Raw genomic sequence first — 17,712 nt, 5'->3', positions numbered from 1 at the left:
CGCGCGCCCGGGAACCACCGGGCCCGGTGGACCGGTTAACCATCGTGACGCCCCGCACCCCGCAACGGTGCCCGACGGCCCGCACTCCGACCTCCCGCAGCCCGACTCCCCACCTGATCGCGGCACCCCCCGAGCCGCCTCCGCACCCCCTCCTGGCCCCCTTCCGCACCCCCGAGCACCGCCCGCACATCCCCGAGCACGAACCCCGCACGCCCCTGAGCACGAACCCCGCCGGGACCGGCGGCCGCAACCCCTGAGGAGAGCACCATGCGCCATTTCGGCCACCTCGCCGACGACGTACGCGGCCGGCTCTTCCTCGAACAGCCCAGGGCCTTCTCGGCGGAGAGCGACGCGGCCGTCCTCGCCACCGCGCTGGGCGCGACCCTCTACAGCCCCGCCACCCGGCCCACGCTGGGTGAGGACATCCGCAAGCAGGCGGGTCGGGGCGTGGTCTCGATGGTGCTCTGCCTGGAGGACGCGATCGCCGACCACGAGGTCACCGCGGCCGAGGCCAACCTGGTGGTGCAGCTCGGCGAGCTCTTCGAGGAGCCGCACGGCGGGCTTCCGTCGCGGGGCTGGGCACCCGGCGCGGCCGGGGAGGCGGCGGTCCGCGACGACCTGCGGGCGCGCGGCGAGGTGCGCCCGGAGATGCCCGGCGGGTGGCTCGGGGAGGTGCGGGGAGTGACGTCCGAGCCGGTCGAGGCCGCCGAAACCTCCACCGCTCGCACACAGGATCTGCCCCTCCTCTTCATCAGGGTCCGAGCCGCCTCCCAGATCACCGACCTCGCCGGCCGGCTCGGCCCGGCGATCGGGCTGCTCACCGGTTTCGTCCTGCCGAAGTTCACCGACGAGAGCGGCGGCGAGTTCCTGGAGGCGCTCGCCGGCGCCGAGGCGGCCACCGGCCGCAGGCTGTTCGCCATGCCCGTCCTGGAGTCCCCCGAACTGGCCCACCTGGAGACCCGCCGCGAGCAGCTGTTCGGCATCGCCCGGCTCCTCGACAAGCACCGCGAGCGCGTCCTCGCCGTCCGGCTCGGAGTCACCGACCTCTGCTCCGCGTACGGCCTGCGCCGCTCGCCCGACCTGACCGCGTACGACGTCGCGCTGGTCGCGTCGGTGATCGGGGACGTGGTCAACGTGCTCGGCCGGGCCGACGGCACCGGGTTCACCGTGACCGGTCCGGTCTGGGAGTACTTCCCCGTCCAGGAGCGGATGTTCAAGCCGCAGCTGCGCCGCACCCCGTTCGCCGAGGCGGAGCCCTCCGGGGTGGCCGTGCGCCAGCGGATCATCGACCACGACCTGGACGGCCTGATCCGCGAGATCGAGCTCGACCGGGCCAACGGACTGCTCGGCAAGACCTGCATCCACCCCAGCCACGTCCCCGCCGTGCACGCGCTCTCCGTGGTCACCCATGAGGAGTACAGCGACGCGCGGGACATCCTGGACCAGGAGCGCGGCGGCGGCGGGGTGCTGCGTTCGGCGTACACCAACAAGATGAACGAGGCCAAGCCGCACCGGGCCTGGGCCGAGCGGGTGATGCTGCGCGCCGAGGTGTTCGGGGTGGCGAGGGAGGACGTCAGCTTCGCGGAGCTGCTCTCGGCCTGCCTCTGCGGCTGACCGCGGGGGCTCGGGGCTCGTGGCTCTCGGGTCTCTTCCGCTTCTCGTACCTCTCCCGCTTCTCGTACCGCCCGCGCTACTCGCACTACCCGTACCTCTCGTACCTCTCGTACCTCGCGGACTTCTCGCACCGACCGCACGACTCGCACCATCGAAGGCAGGACCAGTAGTGACAGCACAGCAAGAGTGGACCGGTCGCTGGGTGGCCGACCGGGCGGGCGTCGGTCTGACCGGCTCGGACCGCCTCCCCGACCTGGTCGGCCTCGCCCTGCGCGAGAACCCCAAGCGCGCCCACCTGCTGGTCTCCACCGTGCTCGGCAAGCACGTCCCGCAGCGCCCGTCCGTGGTGCACGGTGCCGGTCTCGACCTCGGCCGCCTGGTGCGCGAGCTGCTGGGCGAGGAGGCGGCCGCCCGTGCCGTCGTGCTCGGCTACGCCGAGACCGCCACCGGCCTGGGCCATAGCGTCGCCGACGGCCTGGACGCCCCCTACCTGCACTCCACGCGCCGCCCGGTGGCGGGGCTGACCCCGGTCGGCGGCTTCGAGGAGGAGCACTCGCACGCCACCTCCCACCTGCTGCTGCCCGCCGACCCCGCGCTGCTGGCCGGTGACGGCCCGCTGGTCCTGGTGGACGACGAGTTCTCCACCGGCAACACCGTGCTCAACACCATCCGCGAGCTGCACGCGCGCCACCCGCGCGCCCACTACGTCGTGGTCGCCCTGGTCGACCTGCGCGACGAGAGCGACCGCCGCCGACTGGTCGACACCGCCGCCGAACTCGGCACCCGGCTCGACCTAGTCGCCGCGGCCGGCGGCGGCGTCGAGCTGCCGGCCGACATCCTCGCCCGCGCCGCCGCGCTGATCGCCGAGGTCGGCCCCGCGCCGGAGCCGCCCCCGGCCGCCCCCGCCCCGCTGGTCCGGGTCGCCCTCGACTGGCCCGCGGGCCTGCCGGACGGCGGGCGGCACGGCTTCAGCGCCGCGCACCGGGCGCAACTCGAAGAGGTGCTACCGCAGTTGGCGGCCCAGCTGGCCGCCGCGCTGGAGCCGGGCGACACCGTCCCAGCGGCGGGAGAGGGCCCGGCGGCGGCCGAGGGCCGGGAGTTCGGCGCGGCCGGCTCCGGCCGGGTGCTGGTCCTCGGCTGCGAGGAGCTGATGTACGCGCCGCTGCGCCTCGCCGGCGCCCTCGCGGACCACCTCCCCGACGGCGAGGAGCGGGTCCGCTACTCCACCACCACCCGCTCGCCCGTCCTCGCGGTGGACGACCCGGGCTACGCCATCCGCACCCGGCTCTCCTTCCCCGCCCACGACGATCCGCAGGACGGCGGTTCGCGCGAGCGCTTCGTGTACAACGTCGCCCCCGGCGCCGACCCGGCCCGCCGCTTCGACGCGGTGGTGCTGGTGGTCGACGACGTGGCCGACACCCCCGAACTGCACGACGGCGAACGCTCCCTGCTCGCCCAGCTGCGGCAGGTCACCGACCGGGTGGTGCTCGCCGTGCTGCCCTCGCACCGGCCGGCCCCGGCCGTCCGGCCGCAGCGGAGCGCGCTGCCCGCGCCACTGCACGGCCCGGAGTTCTCCTCCTACCGCGCCGACGAGGTCTCCTGGCTGCTCAAGGACCTCTCCGACGTCCCGCTGGAGGCCCCGACCGAGGAGCGCGAGGAGGCCGTCCAGAACGGCGGCGCCCACTACGCGGAGTCCCTGCCGGTGGAGTACCAGCCCAGCCCCGAGTACCAGGAGCTGTTCCACCAGGCCCTGCGGATCTCCGCCCGCCGGATCGCGCTCGCCGTCGGCACCGTCGCGGAGACGCTGCTCCGCGAGCGCGGCCGCGGCCTGGTGCTCGCCTCGCTGGCCCGGGCCGGCACCCCGGTGGGCGTCCTGATCCGCCGCTGGCTGGCCTTCGCGCACGGCCTGGACACCCCGCACTACGCCGTCTCGATCATCCGCGGCCGCGGCCTGGACCCGGTCGCCGTCCGCTACCTGGACGCCCACCACCATGCCCCCGACGTGGTGTTCGTGGACGGCTGGACCGGCAAGGGCGCGATCACCCGCGAACTCGCCGAGGCCCTGGCCGGCACCGCCTTCGACCCCGAACTGGCCGTCCTGGCCGACCCGGGCCGCTGCGTGCGCACCTACGGCACCCGGGACGACTTCCTCATCCCCTCCGCCTGCCTCAACTCGACCGTCTCCGGCCTGGTCTCCCGCACCGTGCTGCGCACCGACCTGATCGGCCCGGACGACTTCCACGGCGCGAAGCACTACACCGAACTGGCCGGTGGGGACGTCTCCGGCGCCTTCCTGGACACCGTCGCCGACCACTTCGCCGAGGTCCTGGACGAGGTGCGGACGGCGGCCGACCGGCTCGCCGCCGAGGACCGCACCCCCGACTGGGCCGGCTGGGCCGCCGTCGAGCGGATCAGCACCGAGTACGGCATCGACAACGTCAACCTGGTGAAGCCCGGCGTCGGCGAGACCACCCGGGTCATGCTGCGCCGCGTCCCCTGGCGGGTGCTGGCCCGCCGCGGCACCGGCGCCGACCTCGACCACGTCCGTCTGCTCGCCGCCCAGCGCGGCATCCCCGTCGAGGAGGTCGACGACCTGCCGTACTCGTGCGTCGGCCTGATCCACCCCCGCTACAGCCGGGGAGCGACCGGCGCCTCCGGCACGGCCGTCCTGGTGAAGGAGTCCTGAACCCGATGAGCAGCCCCAGTGGTTTCCTGGTCGCGAGCGACCTCGACCGCACCCTGATCTACAGCAACCGCGCCCTCGCCCTGGACGTGCCCGACCGGCTCGCACCGCGGTTGCTCTCCGTCGAGGTGCACGACGGCAAGGCGCTCTCGTTCATGACCGAGCAGGCCGCCGGGCTGCTCGTCGAACTCGCCCGCGAAGCCCTGCTCGTCCCCGCCACCACCCGGACCAGGACGCAGTACGAACGGGTCAACCTGCCCGGCCCGACGCCCGGCTGGATCCCCGCCTACGCGATCTGCAGCAACGGCGGCCGGCTGCTCGTCGACGGCGTCCCGGACGAGGACTGGCAGGCCGAGGTGGCCGGCCGGCTGGCCACCGCGTCGGTGCCGCTGGCCGAGGTGGTCGAACACCTGGCGCTCTGCGCGGACCCGGAGTGGACGCACAAGCGCCGGGTCGCCGACGAGCTCTTCGCCTACCTGGTCGTCGAACGCGCCGAGCTGCCGGCCGGCTGGCTCGACGAAGTCACCGGCTGGTGCGCCGAGCGCGGGTGGACGGTCTCGCTGCAGGGCCGCAAGGTCTACGCCGTCCCGGCGCCGCTGAGCAAGAGCGCGGCGCTGGCCGAGGTCGAGCGGCGCGTCGGCGGCGCCACCGTGCTGGCCGCCGGCGACTCGCTGCTCGACGCGGACCTGCTGCTGGCCGCCGACGCGGCCTGGCGCCCCGGGCACGGCGAACTCGCCGACAGCGGCTGGACGGCCCCCGGGGTCACCGCGCTCGACCAGGTGGGCGTGGCGGCGGGGGAGGAGATCATCCGTCAGTTCCTGGCCCGTGTCCGGGGCGGGGCAGGCGTGGGTGTGAGTGCGGCTGCGGGCCCGGAGGTTCCGCGGGCCGTCGGTGCGGCGGGCCTGCGGACCGTCGGTGCGGAGGTCTCGCGGAGCGCCGACTCGGACGGCGGGCCGGAGGCCGGCTCGCTGGAGTCCGTGGCCAAGGGCTGAGGCCCGGCGCCGCCGGCCGTTCCGCGCTCAGGTCAGCCGCTCCCCGTGCCCGCCGGCCGTTCCGCGCTCAGGTCAGCCGCAGCAACCGCCGCCGCAGCAGCCGCCCCCGCCACCGGACGGGGCCTGCTGCGCGGCGCCGCCGGACGCGCCGCCGGTGACGGCGACGGCCGACAGCAGCTTCACGGTGTCCTCGTGCCCCTGCGGGCAGACCGCGGGATCGTTGGCCTGCGCCATCGTGCGGCGGAGTTCGAAGGTGGCCCCGCAGGAGCGGCAGCGGAAGTCGTAGCGTGGCATACCCGCAGGGTAGCCCGGCGCGGGCCGGCGGTGCAGGGGGCCTGCACGATCCGTGGGGGGCACCGAGGTCGGCGGGGCCGCCAAGGTCGCCGGGGCTGCCGGGGCTGCCGGGCCACCGGCGGGGTGGCCGGGGGCGGCTCGCGCTACCGGTGGCCGCCCAGGTCCTCGCGGATCAGCTCCACCACCTGCGCCGCCGTCTCCCGCACCGCCGCCAGCTCGGTCAGGAAGTGCCAGTAGTCGGGGTGCCGGCCGGCCGTCTCCAGTCCCTCGACCGCCCGGTCCAGCCGGGCGACCGCCGCGTCCAGCGGAGCCGCGTGCCGCGGGTCCGGCGCCTGCCGCCCCGCCATCGCGAGCCGCTGGGCGTCCCGGAGCGCGAAGCGGGTCCGCTCGATCTCCCGGTTCGGATCGTGCTGCACCTCGTTCAGCTGCCGCAGCCGCTCGTTCACGGCGACCACCGAGCCGTCCGCGGTGTCCAGCAGCGCGCGCACGGTGCCGAGCGCGCCGGTCGCGTCCGGCCAGCGCTGCTCGTCGCGCGCCCGCGCCGCCTCGGCGAGCTTCTGCTCCGCTGCCCGCCCCGCCTCCGCCACCTGGTCCGGCACCCGCTGGAGGTCCTGCCAGCACGCCGTGGCGAACCGCCGCCGCAGCTCGCTCAGGGCCGGCTCCACCGTGCCGGCCTTGGTCTCCAGCGCCTGGATCCGGGTCCGCAGGCTGGCCACCCGCCGGTCGATCTCCCGGGCCCGCTCCGGCAGGTGCTCCGCGTCCGCCGTGATCGCGTCGGCCCGCTCCTTCACCCGCTCCGCGCGCTGCAGCGTCGCCGCCACCCCGTGCCGGCCCGCGCCCTCGTTCAGCCGGCCCAACTCCGGGCTCAGCTCCGCCAACCGGGCCGCCAGGTCGTCCGCCCTCAGCCCCGCGCCGCGCACCGCCTCCAGCGTGGTGGTCGCGGTCAGCAACGACCGCTTCGCCCCCTCCACCGCCGGGGTCACCCGCATCAGCTGCGACTCGGCGTGCTGCAGCACCGGCTGCAACCGCTGCAGGAAGCCGTCCAGCTCAGCCTGCGCCGACCCGAGCTGCCCCTTCACGTCCTGCAACTGGTGCCGGGCCCGCGCCGCGGCACCGGACTCCAGCTCCTCGGCATCCAGATCGTGCGCGTCCAGCGCCGCCAGGTAGTTCACGGTCACCTGGTCCACCCGGCCGGAGATCGCCTCGAAATCCGCCGCCGCCCGCTGCGCCGTCGCGCCGTCCTCCGCCGCGCGCACCGTCTCCACCGCCAGCCGCACCTCGCGCTGGGTGGAGTCCAACTCGTAGAACGCCTGCTGCGCCGCGTCCCGGGCCGCCTTCGCGTCCGCCCGCACCCCCTCGCCGCCGCGCCGGCCCCACCAGCCCCCGCCCGTACCGAACGACGCCGCCCCGGCGGCGCCCAGCGCGCCCGCGATCACCAGCGGCAACACCAGGGCCTCGGCCACCGCACTCCCCGGCCGCCGCCCCCACCCACTCCCGTCGGCCACCCTCACTGCGCGCTCCCTGTTCCGACCGCTGATCCACTGCCCATTGTTCCCGATCGCCCCACCACACCGGCACCCCCACCCGTCCCACTCCCCGAGCACCCGCACCACACCACCCCCCGGGACCAGGTACTCTAGGCAGTCGTCGTGCCCCCACCGGGCCGCGACGGGGGGCGCGTAGCTCAGTGGTAGAGCGCTGCTCTTACAAAGCAGATGTCGGCGGTTCGAAACCGTCCGCGCCCACAGCCACGAAGGCCGGTTCCGTGCGAACCGGCCTTCGGTCGTTTCGGGGCGCCTACTCCTCCCTTGCCACCCCCGGGCCAGAAGCCACCACCGAGGTTGCCGGACCACCAAGCCGTGGACACGTGATCGCACGAGCTGCGCTATCGCTACGGCGGCGCTGTCCTGCCTGTGGGTCGTGACGATGGGCGCGCTGTCGGGGAACTATCGCCGCCAGGTATTGGGTTTGTGAGACCGTGAGTTATCCGGGTTTGCGAGAGCCTCGGCGACTATGGTCCCACCGCTTCCGGGAGTCCAACCCGTGTTGTCGGCTTTCCTAGCTGTGGTTGCCGTCGTCTCACGCATGTCCTGTGCTCGTCTGTTGACCTGCCGGGCTTGGCGCAGAACCCTCTCCCATGGCTTTGCGCAGGCCGCATGTACAGACTTGCCGTTGTCCGCCCTTGCAAGGGAGCCACCGGGGACAAGGTCCGCGCGACAGCGGAAGCAGGTTGAGGCTCGCCGGCTTCCGCCGCCGCGGTTCTGGGCCTGCTTAGGGCTGGTGTCGCAACGGCGACACAGCGGTCGACCCTTGCGGGGCAGGTTGCCGCAGCCCGAACATCGGGATGCCGAAATCTCAGGCAACCTGGTCGGGGTGATCTTGCTCCGCTGGCCGCTCTTGAAGGGCTTCAGCATCGACGCCACCCTGGCAGGGTTGTCAATCACAAACGACTCAATGTAGGGATGACCTGGGCGAATTGCTACGAGAAGGTCACCTGCTTGGTGCCTTCTCAGCATCTCTGCCTTCCCGTTAAGCATGTGGGCTTGTCGAACCAGCCCTGCGGCTGAGACTGAGACGAAGATCGTGGATGGCTCTTGGTAGGGGAATGCGGGTACCTCGCTCGTCTTTCGCAGGGCGCTGGTGTCGAAAGCCATGGCGGCACCCTAGTGCTCGTCAATGCCCGATGTAATGAGATCGGAAAGCTTGCACCTGATCCCACAGCCAGCCGGGCCCCAGCGTGATGAAACGCGCTGCCCGGGCTGGCGGCACCGAGGGCCAGTTCGGACTGAGGACCTCGCGAACCGGCCCCTGTCACTGAAGGCGCCGTTCTGCGAGGTGAGGATGTTTCCGGTGTCGCGGAGGTCGTGGAAGTGGGCATCCTCACTCACCCCGGCGGCGGTCCTGGGCCGGATCCAGTCGTCCCGGAAGTTGCTCCGCCGGAGCTTGCCGCCGCGGGGGCCGATGACAGGTGCCCGTCTTGGCCGGGGCTGGCGTACCGGTCGAGGTGGTGGGCCAGGTCGTCGACGATCTCGGCCGGGAGGGCCACCGGCCGGAAGCCTCTTCCGCTGCCGCCCTGAAGGTGGCACCGAGCAACTGTCCGACGAGTCGATTGCGGTCGACTAGCTCACCCCGGCCGAGGTCGAGGGGCCGTGCTGGCGAGGTCTTCGCCGTACGCATCTTGGACGCCCTCCGAAGCGCCACGGCTCCGAGCACACGGACCCACGATGGCCAGCACCTGTTTGCCGACCGACTGGCCGCCGCCTCACTCAACGACCGAGCTGGGTCCAGACGCTCCGCCGACGCGCGATGTCGAAGACTGCTGCTGCACGGTGCGGTTCGAGTACGGGAGGGTGAGAGCCGAGGGCAGCTACGATCTGGGCGCCGTCCAGCACATCGACATCGGGCTTTCCCTTGTGCGTCAGCGTCCGAGCGCCCACGACGGCGATGACGGGGTGCACCGGAACAGCGAGGCCGCACCAGCGGTGCAGGAGTTCTGCTGTCTTGTTGCCTTCGAAGCTGGACTTCTCGATGTACGGGTAGCTGTTGCGGTTGACCGTGAGCCGCTTGTCCCCGACCCAGACCGTGGCGTCGGGGTGGTGCTTGGTGTTCACCGTGAACACCCCGGGCGGTCCGATCACCACGTGGTCGGTGTCCGCACCACTCGGCAGCGGTACGGCATGCAACACGTACCAGCCGTGCGCCCGCAGGCCGTCGAGCAGCCCACCGACCAGTCTCTCTCCATCGAGTCCCTTGCTCAGTTCGGAGCGGGTCAGGTCGTCGCCGGAGAGCTTGGCTGCCATGCGCACCAGCCATGTCCTCTTGCTCTCATCAGCCCGGATCATGTCCCGGACTCCCTCGCCCGGGCGATTCGAAGCGAGGTCCTCCTCGGCAGTGAGCGGTGGCAGTGTGGGCAGCGCCGCCGGCAGTGCGGGCGCGACCGCGGGAGGCGAGGCGGGGCGAGGGGGAACGGGCGTCGGAGAGGGTGGCGAGGAGATCTTGTAGACCACTGTCAGCGGCGGAATCGACCGGCCGTACGTCCGGCACCAGTCCCTGATCCGATCGAGCGCCGATGCTGCATGAGCGGCATCGGCGCTCGTGACGACCCCAGTCAGAAAGTCCAGTCACGCGACCGCTTGCCCATGGGGTCCAGGCAGGTTGACGTATAGCCGATCCTTGCCCGGCCGCCGCCACGGCTTGACCGTCAGTTCCGCCACTTTGCCCCCTCGGCTCCGGCACTGACACGAGATCAGCATGGGGGCGTGCACCTTGGCAAGAAGGCCACCAGCCAAGCGAGGTCGGCCGGTTGGTGAGAGTCAAAGAGTAGGGGAGGGGAACTGTTTCGACTTTCGCTACTTCATCACGGCGCGCACGGCGCGCCGGCGCGGGGCCCAGTCGCTCGTCGCCGCTCCTGTCTTCTCCCCGCTCCGGGAGCCGCGTCGGGCAAGACTGGAGCCCACTCGGCCCAATTGCGGTCAGGCTCAGAAGCCCTGACCGAGTCGCAACGGTTTACGGCTCCCCGATCACGCTCGGCCCCAGAGCTGACAGGACTCCGGTCAAAACCTCTCCACCGCCTCTCAGCTGACCTACTGCTTCGTAACATGTATCGCTGCCCACCGGTTGGAGTAGGGTGCTTATCTAACGCGGCGTCTGAATCGCCGACGAAACGAGATCGAAGCTGACTGGCTGATCCTCGGAGGGGACATGGAAGAGCGGTTTCTCTCACTAGATGAAGCACTTTCCCTTGCAAATCGCCAAGAGTCGCATTTTGGGACTTTAAGAGTGCAGAGAGTGGGGGGCGAAATGTCCAGGAGATCTCCTCGGCGTTGGCGAATGCCGAAGGCGGGGAGTTTATCGTAGGGATTGAAGATCCGAAGCGGTTCGTCGGAATTGATCGCTGGAAAGGATTTCCCTCCATCGAGGATGCCAACTGGGTTCACCAGAATCTAGTTGGGGAGGTCGACCCACCGATCCCATACGACCTTGAGTACCTGTGGATCGAAGGAGAAGAGAGCCGCGGCACGTGTTGTCTGGTGACTATCCAGAAAAGCGCCGATGTGCACAAGACCTCGAAGGATGAGGTCTATCAGCGGAAGGGTGCCCAATCCATGAAGCTGACCGGCACCAAGATCGCAGATCTGGCGCTCTCCAAGGGGGCTCGCTCCTACGAGGATCAGCCCTTGAAGGACTACAGCCTTGATGAAATTGCTGAGGAGTCCGAGCTTCAGAATTTCTTGCAGGGCTACAGTCCGGCGGCAACGGCTGAGAAGTTTCTCAAGCGCCAGAGGCTGGTAACAAAGTCGGATGGTCTGGCCACGGTTGCTGCTGCGATTCTTTATTCCGAAGAGCCGGCGGCTGTCGTTCCTAAGCGGTGCTCTGTCAAGATCGCGCGGTATGAGAGCGGGGAGGCGGTGCCGGATCGAAAATTCCTCAAGGGTACGCCTCTTACGATCGATGGCCCGGCGCGACTGTTGATCGAGCGTACGCTCGATGCTGTCGCTGAAATCATTGAGGCTGTGCCAATTCTGGGGACGGATGGCATGATGTCGCCGGTCAAGTACCCACCGGAGGCACTGAAAGAAATCATTGTGAATGCCGTGATTCATCGCGACTATAATGTTTCTGATGATATTCTAATCTCAATCTTTGATAACCGTGTAGAAGTTCGGAGCCCCGGTCGACTCCCGGGGCACATGACGTCTGCCAACATTCTCACTGATCGCTTTGCGCGAAATCCGAGCATTGTGCGACTCCTTAATAAGTATCCCGATCCCCCAAACAAAGACATTGGCGAGGGGTTGGATACGGTGATGAGCGCAATGAAGGCGGCAAAGCTCAAAGAGCCTCAATTTGTTGTCGAGGACAATGCGTTCGTCGTGGTTCTTGCGCACACTCCACTGGCTCGCCCTGAGGAACTAATTATGGAGTATTTGAGGAATAGCTCAGAGATCTCCAATAAGACGGCTAGATCGCTCACGGGCATCGCGTCGGAGAATCGCGTAAAGCAAGTCTTCTATAAGCTTCGTAATGCCGGGGTGATCGAGCCGGTGCCTGATCGGATCCGCTCACAGGCAGCGTGGAGGCCTACGGAAAGGGAGGCCACTCGCGCTGCCGGCGAGTAAGGCGTGGGGCATTGGCGCGGGCGTACGGTTCAATTGACCGGTGGTTGAGAGGTTCACCTGGCCATGCCACTGTTGTGCCAGATCGGGCGGTACGTGGCGGTCAGTCGCGGGCGCTGGCGGTGCGGTGACCGGGGAACGGGCAGGCCGGGCGGGGTGCAGGTCAGGGCGAATGCACCACGCCAATCCTTACGAAGCAGACGACGGCGGTTTGAAACCGTCCGCGCACACTGCCTGGAGATGTGAGACCGAGGCTGGGGCCCAGGTCGGGACGGTTGTTCTGGTCTGGGCCGCAGGCGTTTGCGGGGAGGGGGCGGGTGGGCGGATTGATCATCGGGGGAGCGGGTAGCCCCGGGGCATGATCGGAGGTGATCGCTGATGGGCGGACAGACTTCGGCCGAGGTGGCCGGGGAGGCTGACGGGCCGGCGCAGGGTGAGAGTCGGGCTGAGCTGTCGTCGCGGCTGAACTGGTTGCGGGCGGCCGTGCTCGGGGCCAATGACGGTGTGGTCTCGACGGCGGGAATCGTGACCGGTGTCGCCGGGGCGTCGGGTTCGCGGACGGCGCTGGTGGTGGCGGGGGTGGCGGGTCTGCTGGCCGGGGCGATGTCGATGGCGGCCGGGGAGTACGTCTCGGTCAGCACGCAACGGGACACCGAGCAGGCCGCGTTGGCGAAGGAGCGGCGCGAGCTGGCGGAGGATCCGGAGGGTGAGCTGGACGAGTTGACCGACTTCTTCCGGGGCGCCGGGCTCGATGACGGCCTGGCCCGTCGGGTGGCCGTGGAGCTCACCGAGCGGGACGCGCTGGCGGCGCACGCCCACACCGAGCTGGGGATCGACCCGGAGGCGCTCACCAACCCCTGGCAGGCGGCGTTCGCGAGCGCCGCCGCGTTCACGCTGGGGGCGCTGGTGCCGTTGCTCGCCGTGCTGTTGCCGCCGGAGTCCTGGCGGCTGGGCGTGACGGTGGCGGCCGTCCTGCTGGCGCTCACCGCGTCGGGCTGGGTGAGCGCCCGGCTGGGCGGCGCCGGGCCGCTGCGGGCGGTGCTGCGGAACGTGGCGGGCGGCTCGCTGGCGATGGTGGTCACCTACAGCGGCGGTGTCCTGCTCGACCGGGTGACGGGCGGCTGACCGGCACCTGACCGGCGTCCGAGCGGGTGCGGGGACAGGGAGGCTGTGTTTGTGTGAGCGCAGACTGCTTGGGAGAGGTGAACCACGGTGACCATGCCCCCGTTCGGATCGAGCGATCCGTTCTCCGACCTGCTCAGCCGGTTCTTCGGCATGAGTCCGACGGCCTCCCCGCCCGCCGTGCAGCGGGTGCCGATCGGGCGGCTGCTGAGCGAGTCCTCGCAGGAGCTGCTGGCGCTCGCCGCGCAACGCGCCACCGAGGACGGGAGCAGCGACCTCGACACCGCTCACCTGGTCTGGGCCGCCACCAAGGTGGAGGCCTCGCGGCGGATGCTGGAGCGTGCCGGCATCGACCCCGAGCAGCTCGCCGAGGACCTGGGCAGGGAACTGCCCTCCGGGGGCGGGGCGCAGACGCCGGGCGGCCGCCCGGCGCTCACGCCGTCCGCCAAGCGCGCGCTGCTCGCCGCGCACGCCCGTTCCCAAGAGGCCGGCGCGTCGTACATCGGGCCGGAGCACATCCTCGGCGCGCTGCTGGACGAGGAGCGCTCCGGCGCCGGCACGGCGCTGCGCAACGCGGCGCCCTCGCCGGAGGCGCTGCGCACGGTGATGGAAGGGCGCGGGACGGGTGGTGAGCGCAGCAGCACCGGCGCGCGCCCGAGCCAGACGCCCACCCTGGACGAGTACGGCCGGGACCTGACCGAGGAGGCGCGGGCGGGCAGGCTGGATCCGGTGGTCGGCCGGGCCGAGGAGATCGAGCAGACCGTCGAGATCCTCTCCCGCCGGACCAAGAACAACCCGGTGCTGATCGGCGAACCCGGCGTCGGCAAGACCGCCATCGTGGAGGGTCTGGCGCAGCGGATCGTCTCCGGGGACGTGCCGCAGAGCCTGCGCGAGAAGCGGGTGGTCGCCCTCGACCTCACCGGGCTGGTGGCGGGTTCCAAGTACCGGGGCGAGTTCGAGGAACGGCTGAAGAGCGTGATCGACGAGGTCACGGCGGCCGAGAAGAGCGTGATCCTCTTCCTGGACGAGCTGCACACCGTGGTCGGCGCGGGCGGTGGCGGCGAGGGTTCGATGGACGCGGGCAACATCCTCAAGCCGGCGCTGGCCCGCGGCGAACTGAGCGTGGTGGGCGCCACCACGCTTGACGAGTACCGCAAGCACGTGGAGAAGGACGCCGCGTTGGAGCGCCGCTTCCAGCCGGTGCTGGTGCCGGAGCCGAGCGTCGAGGAGACGGTCGAGATCCTGCACGGGCTGCGTGACGCCTACGAGGCGCACCACCAGGTGCGGTTCACCGACGAGGCGCTGGACGCCGCCGCGAGCCTCTCCGACCGGTACGTGAGCGACCGCTTCCTGCCCGACAAGGCGATCGACCTGCTGGACCAGGCCGGTGCGCGGGTGCGGCTGCGCAGCCTGAGCGGCTCCACCGAGGCGATGCCGGTGCAGGACCGGATCACCAAGCTGCGCCGGGAACTGGAGGAGGCCGTCGCGGACGAGGAGTTCGTGCGGGCCGCCAACCTCAAGACCGAGCTGCGGCAGACCGAGGACGAGCTGGCCGCGGTCAGGGAGTCGCGCGAGGAGGTCGTCGCGGTCACCGCGGAGGACATCGCGCAGGTGCTCTCGGGCCGGACGGGCATCCCGGTCGCGGAGCTGAACGCGACCGAGCGCGAGCGGCTGCTCCAGCTGGAGGAGCACCTGCACCGGAAGGTGATCGGGCAGGACCAGGCCGTCACGGCGGTCGCCCAGGCAGTGCGGCGCGGCCGGGCCGGGATGGGCGACCCGGAGCGGCCGACCGGGTCCTTCCTGTTCCTCGGGCCGACCGGCGTCGGCAAGACCGAACTCGCGAAGGCGCTGGCCGAGCTGCTGTTCGGTGACCCGGACCGCATGATCCGCTTCGACATGAGCGAGTTCCAGGAGAAGCACACCGTCTCCCGGCTGGTCGGCTCGCCGCCCGGGTACGTCGGCTACGACGAGGCGGGGCAGCTCACCGAGGCGGTCCGCCGCAAGCCGTACAGCGTGCTGCTCTTCGACGAGGTGGAGAAGGCGCATCCGGACGTCTTCAACCTGCTGCTCCAGGTGCTGGACGACGGGCGGCTGACGGACGCCCAGGGGCGTACGGTCGACTTCCGCAACACCGTGGTGATCATGACCAGCAACATCGGCTCCCAGCGGATCCTGGAGCACGCGGGCGACGTGGACGAGATCAGGGACGACCTGATGGGGGACCTGCGGACGCACTTCCGTCCGGAGTTCCTCAACCGGATCGACGAGGTGATCGTCTTCCACGCGCTCACCCGCAAGGACCTCCTCAAGGTGGTCGACCTGATGCTGGAGCGGAGCCGGCGCCGGCTGAAGGCGCAGAACATCGACCTGGAGATCACCGACGGGGCCAAGGAGTGGCTGGTCAACCGGGGCTACCAGCCGGAGTTCGGGGCGCGGCCGCTGCGCCGCACCATCCAGTCCGAGCTGGACAACCGGATCTCCAACCTGCTGCTGGACGGCACGGTGCAGGAGGGGGACACGCTGATCGCGGAGGTGGATGCGGGCGAGCTGGTGGTGGCGCTGGCCAGGCCGGAGCCCTCGGCGACGGCGGAGGACGCCTGGGCGAAGGCCGCCGATCCGCAGCAGTAGCGGTGCGGTCGACTTTGCCGGTGCGGACCAGGTCGGACCGGTCAGCGAGGTTCGGGCGTACTCCCGCGGGAGTACGCCCGAACGCCACCCCGGGGTGACGCGGTGGGCCGGGCCCGGGGTCTAGCCTTCCGGGCATGACGCCGCCTACACCCAAGCCGTCGCGGGCGCACCCCGGGCCGTCGTCCGAGGAGCCGCCCGTGTCGGGAATGCCCCCCGGGGCGGGAGAGCATCCCGGGCCGGGGTCCGCCGTGTCCGAGGGCGGGCAGGCCGAGCCCTGGCGCCCGCCGTGGGTGCGGGCAGCGAAGGCCGGCTGGCCGGTCGCCACCGCGCTGGTCGTCGCGGCGGTGCAGGTGGTGGGGTCCACGGCGGCTGCCGGCCACCAGAGCGGGCGGGTCCAGCTGGACCCGTTCGGCTACCTGCTGCTGCTCCTCGGGCCGGCGTTGCTGGTGCTGCGACGTCGGTGGCCGGTGGCGGCGGTGGCGGGGAGCTCGGCCGTCACGGTGCTCTACCTGGCCGCCGGCTATCCGTACGGGCCGGTCTTCGCCAGCTGGGTGATCGCCTGCTGCGTGGCGGTCGCCTCCGGGCACCGGCAGGCCGCCTGGGCGGGCCTCGGCGGGGTCTACCTCGCCCATGTGCTGATCACCTTCGTGGTGCCGGCCGACTGGTTGCGCACGGAGCCGCAGCAGATCGCCTGGTGGCAGGAGCTCGGGCTGGTGGCCTGGCTGCTGCTGGTGCTGTCGGTGGCCGAGATCGTCCGGTTCCGGCGGGAGCAGCTCGCCGCCCACCGCGAGTACCGCCAGCAGCAGGAGCAGCGCCGGGCCGACGAGGAACGGCTGCGGATGGCGCGCGAGTTGCACGACATCCTGGCGCACAGCCTGTCGCTGATCACGGTCCAGGCCGGGGTCGCGCTGGAACTGATCGACAGCAGGCCGGAGCAGGCCCGTACGGCGCTCACGACGATCAAGGCGACCAGCAAGGAGGCCCTCGGCGAGGTCCGCCAGGTGCTGGGGACGCTGCGCGGGCCGGGTACGGCCGCGCCGCGCGGTCCGGCGCCCGGGCTGGCCCGGCTCGACGAGCTGACCGAGCAGGCGCAGCGGGCCGGGCTGGCCGTCGAGGTGCGCGAGACGGGTGACCGCCGCGCACCGGCCGCCGGCGTCGACCTCACGGCGTTCCGGATCGTCCAGGAGGCGTTGACCAACGTGATCCGGCACTCGGTGGCCCGGCGGGCCACGGTCGGTCTGGACTGGTCGGACCCGACCGCGCTGGTCGTCACGGTCGACGACCCCGGTCCGGCCGCGATCGGCGACGCGGGTGGCACCGGCAGCGGACTCATCGGCATGCGGGAGCGGGCCGCCGCGTTCGGCGGCACCATCACGGCGGGGCCGTTGGGCGCCGGCGGATTCCGGGTCCGGGCGACGCTGCCCACGACCGGGGCGGAGGACGAGTGATCCGGGTACTGCTGGCGGACGACCAGTTGCTGGTGCGGGCGGGCTTCCGGGCGCTGCTCGACCAACAGGACGACCTGACGGTGGTCGGTGAGGCGGACGACGGCGACGCCGCCGTCCGGCTCGCCCGCGAACTCCGCCCGGACGTCGTCCTGATGGACATCCGGATGCCCCGCACGGACGGGCTGGAGGCGACCCGGCGGATCGCCGCCGATCCGGCCCTGACCGAGGTGCGGGTGGTCGTGCTGACCACCTTCGAGCTGGACGAGTACGTCTCCGAGGCCCTGCGATCGGGGGCGGCCGGCTTCCTGGTCAAGGACACCGAGCCGGCCGAGCTGCTGCGTGCCGTCCGGGTCGCGGCCGCGGGGGACGCGCTGCTCTCGCCGGGGGTGACGCGCCGTCTGATCGGCGAGTTCGCCGCCCGCTCCAAGGCGCCGGAGCAGACCCCGGCGGGGCTCTCGGACGTCTCGGCGCTCACCGAGCGGGAGCGGGAGGTGCTGGCGCTGGTGGGTCTGGGGCTGTCCAACGCGGACATCGCCCGCAGGCTGGTGGTCAGCCCGCTGACCGCCAAGACGCACGTCAGCCGGGCGATGGTGAAGCTCGGTGTGCGGGACCGGGCGCAACTCGTCGTGCTGGCCTACGAGTCGGGGCTGGTCCGGCCCGGCTGGCTGGGCTGAGGGCGGCTTCCGGCGGGCGGGGGCCCGGGCCTGGACGACGTCCCGGCCCGGGCCTTCTCGTACGCCCCGGGCCGTCCCGCACGCCCGGGGCCGGCACGTCGTACACCCCTTCCCCGTGCCTGTCCGCTACTTCCCACGCAC

The 17,712-nt window shown here is 71.4% G+C and carries 10 protein-coding genes, 1 tRNA gene and 2 pseudogenes; 10 read left to right on the top strand and 3 right to left on the bottom strand.

Features of this window, described 5'->3' with window-relative positions:
* The first annotated feature begins 267 nt into the window (after positions 1-267).
* From ACZ4UX_RS09355 to ACZ4UX_RS09345, 3 genes and pseudogenes are all read left to right on the top strand, one after another.
* A complete protein-coding gene (locus tag ACZ4UX_RS09355; protein WP_465706189.1) occupies positions 268-1,614 on the top strand; it encodes an HpcH/HpaI aldolase/citrate lyase family protein in 1,347 nt (448 codons plus the stop codon).
* Between the two features lie 169 nt (positions 1,615-1,783).
* Positions 1,784-4,300, top strand: a complete 2,517-nt coding sequence (locus ACZ4UX_RS09350) for a phosphoribosyltransferase (protein WP_465706188.1) — start codon at positions 1,784-1,786, stop codon at positions 4,298-4,300.
* A gap of 5 nt (positions 4,301-4,305) precedes the next feature.
* Positions 4,306-5,142 (top strand): annotated as a pseudogene (locus tag ACZ4UX_RS09345) (HAD family hydrolase); the annotation flags it as partial.
* 219 nt (positions 5,143-5,361) lie between these two features.
* Here the strand turns inward: ACZ4UX_RS09345 and ACZ4UX_RS09340 are convergent.
* The gene (locus ACZ4UX_RS09340; RefSeq protein ID WP_329487465.1) at positions 5,362-5,583 is read right to left on the bottom strand and encodes an FmdB family zinc ribbon protein; all 222 of its coding nucleotides are present in this window, start codon (positions 5,581-5,583) and stop codon (positions 5,362-5,364) included.
* A gap of 143 nt (positions 5,584-5,726) precedes the next feature.
* The gene (locus tag ACZ4UX_RS09335) at positions 5,727-7,046 is read right to left on the bottom strand and encodes a hypothetical protein (protein WP_465706187.1); all 1,320 of its coding nucleotides are present in this window, start codon (positions 7,044-7,046) and stop codon (positions 5,727-5,729) included.
* 210 nt (positions 7,047-7,256) lie between these two features.
* On the opposite strand from ACZ4UX_RS09335, the gene ACZ4UX_RS09330 reads away from it, so the two are divergent.
* A tRNA-Val gene (locus tag ACZ4UX_RS09330) sits at positions 7,257-7,328 on the top strand.
* Between the two features lie 1,521 nt (positions 7,329-8,849).
* On the opposite strand, the gene ACZ4UX_RS09325 is transcribed toward ACZ4UX_RS09330, so the two are convergent.
* Entirely contained in the window at positions 8,850-9,383 is a 534-nt protein-coding gene (locus tag ACZ4UX_RS09325; RefSeq protein ID WP_465706186.1) for a nuclease-related domain-containing protein, read from the bottom strand.
* A gap of 975 nt (positions 9,384-10,358) precedes the next feature.
* Here ACZ4UX_RS09325 and ACZ4UX_RS09320 point away from each other — a divergent pair.
* The 6 genes and pseudogenes from ACZ4UX_RS09320 to ACZ4UX_RS09295 all read left to right on the top strand — a co-directional run.
* Positions 10,359-10,685: pseudogene (locus tag ACZ4UX_RS09320) on the top strand (ATP-binding protein); the annotation flags it as partial.
* Positions 10,686-10,688: 3 nt separating this feature from the next.
* On the top strand, positions 10,689-11,702 hold the full coding sequence (locus ACZ4UX_RS09315; protein ID WP_465706306.1) for an ATP-binding protein: 1,014 nt from the start codon (positions 10,689-10,691) through the stop codon (positions 11,700-11,702).
* A 375-nt stretch (positions 11,703-12,077) separates the two neighbouring features.
* The gene (locus ACZ4UX_RS09310) at positions 12,078-12,824 is read left to right on the top strand and encodes a VIT1/CCC1 transporter family protein (protein WP_329487463.1); all 747 of its coding nucleotides are present in this window, start codon (positions 12,078-12,080) and stop codon (positions 12,822-12,824) included.
* A 93-nt stretch (positions 12,825-12,917) separates the two neighbouring features.
* Complete coding sequence (locus tag ACZ4UX_RS09305) at positions 12,918-15,449, top strand: ATP-dependent Clp protease ATP-binding subunit (RefSeq protein WP_465706305.1); 2,532 nt, start codon at positions 12,918-12,920, stop codon at positions 15,447-15,449.
* Positions 15,450-15,655: 206 nt separating this feature from the next.
* Positions 15,656-16,897 carry a sensor histidine kinase gene (locus ACZ4UX_RS09300; protein WP_465706304.1) on the top strand — a complete coding sequence of 414 codons (1,242 nt, stop codon included), beginning with the start codon at positions 15,656-15,658 and terminating at the stop codon, positions 16,895-16,897.
* The gene (locus ACZ4UX_RS09295; RefSeq protein WP_465706185.1) at positions 16,894-17,571 is read left to right on the top strand and encodes a response regulator; all 678 of its coding nucleotides are present in this window, start codon (positions 16,894-16,896) and stop codon (positions 17,569-17,571) included. Before ACZ4UX_RS09300 ends, ACZ4UX_RS09295 begins: the two co-directional genes overlap by 4 nt.
* Positions 17,572-17,712: the final 141 nt, after the last annotated feature.

Source organism: Kitasatospora sp. NPDC028961 (assembly GCF_055564815.1).
Note: the sequence above shows the minus strand (reverse complement) of the source record. Positions and strands in the feature narration are given on the sequence as shown.

Excerpts from the sequence above, each read along its gene's own strand:
- ACZ4UX_RS09355 (WP_465706189.1), top strand. The coding sequence starts at position 268 with ATGCGCCATTTCGGCCACCTCGCCGACGACGTACGCGGCCGGCTCTTC.
- ACZ4UX_RS09340 (WP_329487465.1), bottom strand. The coding sequence starts at position 5,583 with ATGCCACGCTACGACTTCCGCTGCCGCTCCTGCGGGGCCACCTTCGAA.
- ACZ4UX_RS09325 (WP_465706186.1), bottom strand. The coding sequence starts at position 9,383 with ATGGCAGCCAAGCTCTCCGGCGACGACCTGACCCGCTCCGAACTGAGC.
- ACZ4UX_RS09315 (WP_465706306.1), top strand. The coding sequence starts at position 10,689 with ATGAAGCTGACCGGCACCAAGATCGCAGATCTGGCGCTCTCCAAGGGG.
- ACZ4UX_RS09310 (WP_329487463.1), top strand. The coding sequence starts at position 12,078 with ATGGGCGGACAGACTTCGGCCGAGGTGGCCGGGGAGGCTGACGGGCCG.
- ACZ4UX_RS09305 (WP_465706305.1), top strand. The coding sequence starts at position 12,918 with ATGCCCCCGTTCGGATCGAGCGATCCGTTCTCCGACCTGCTCAGCCGG.
- ACZ4UX_RS09300 (WP_465706304.1), top strand. The coding sequence starts at position 15,656 with ATGCCCCCCGGGGCGGGAGAGCATCCCGGGCCGGGGTCCGCCGTGTCC.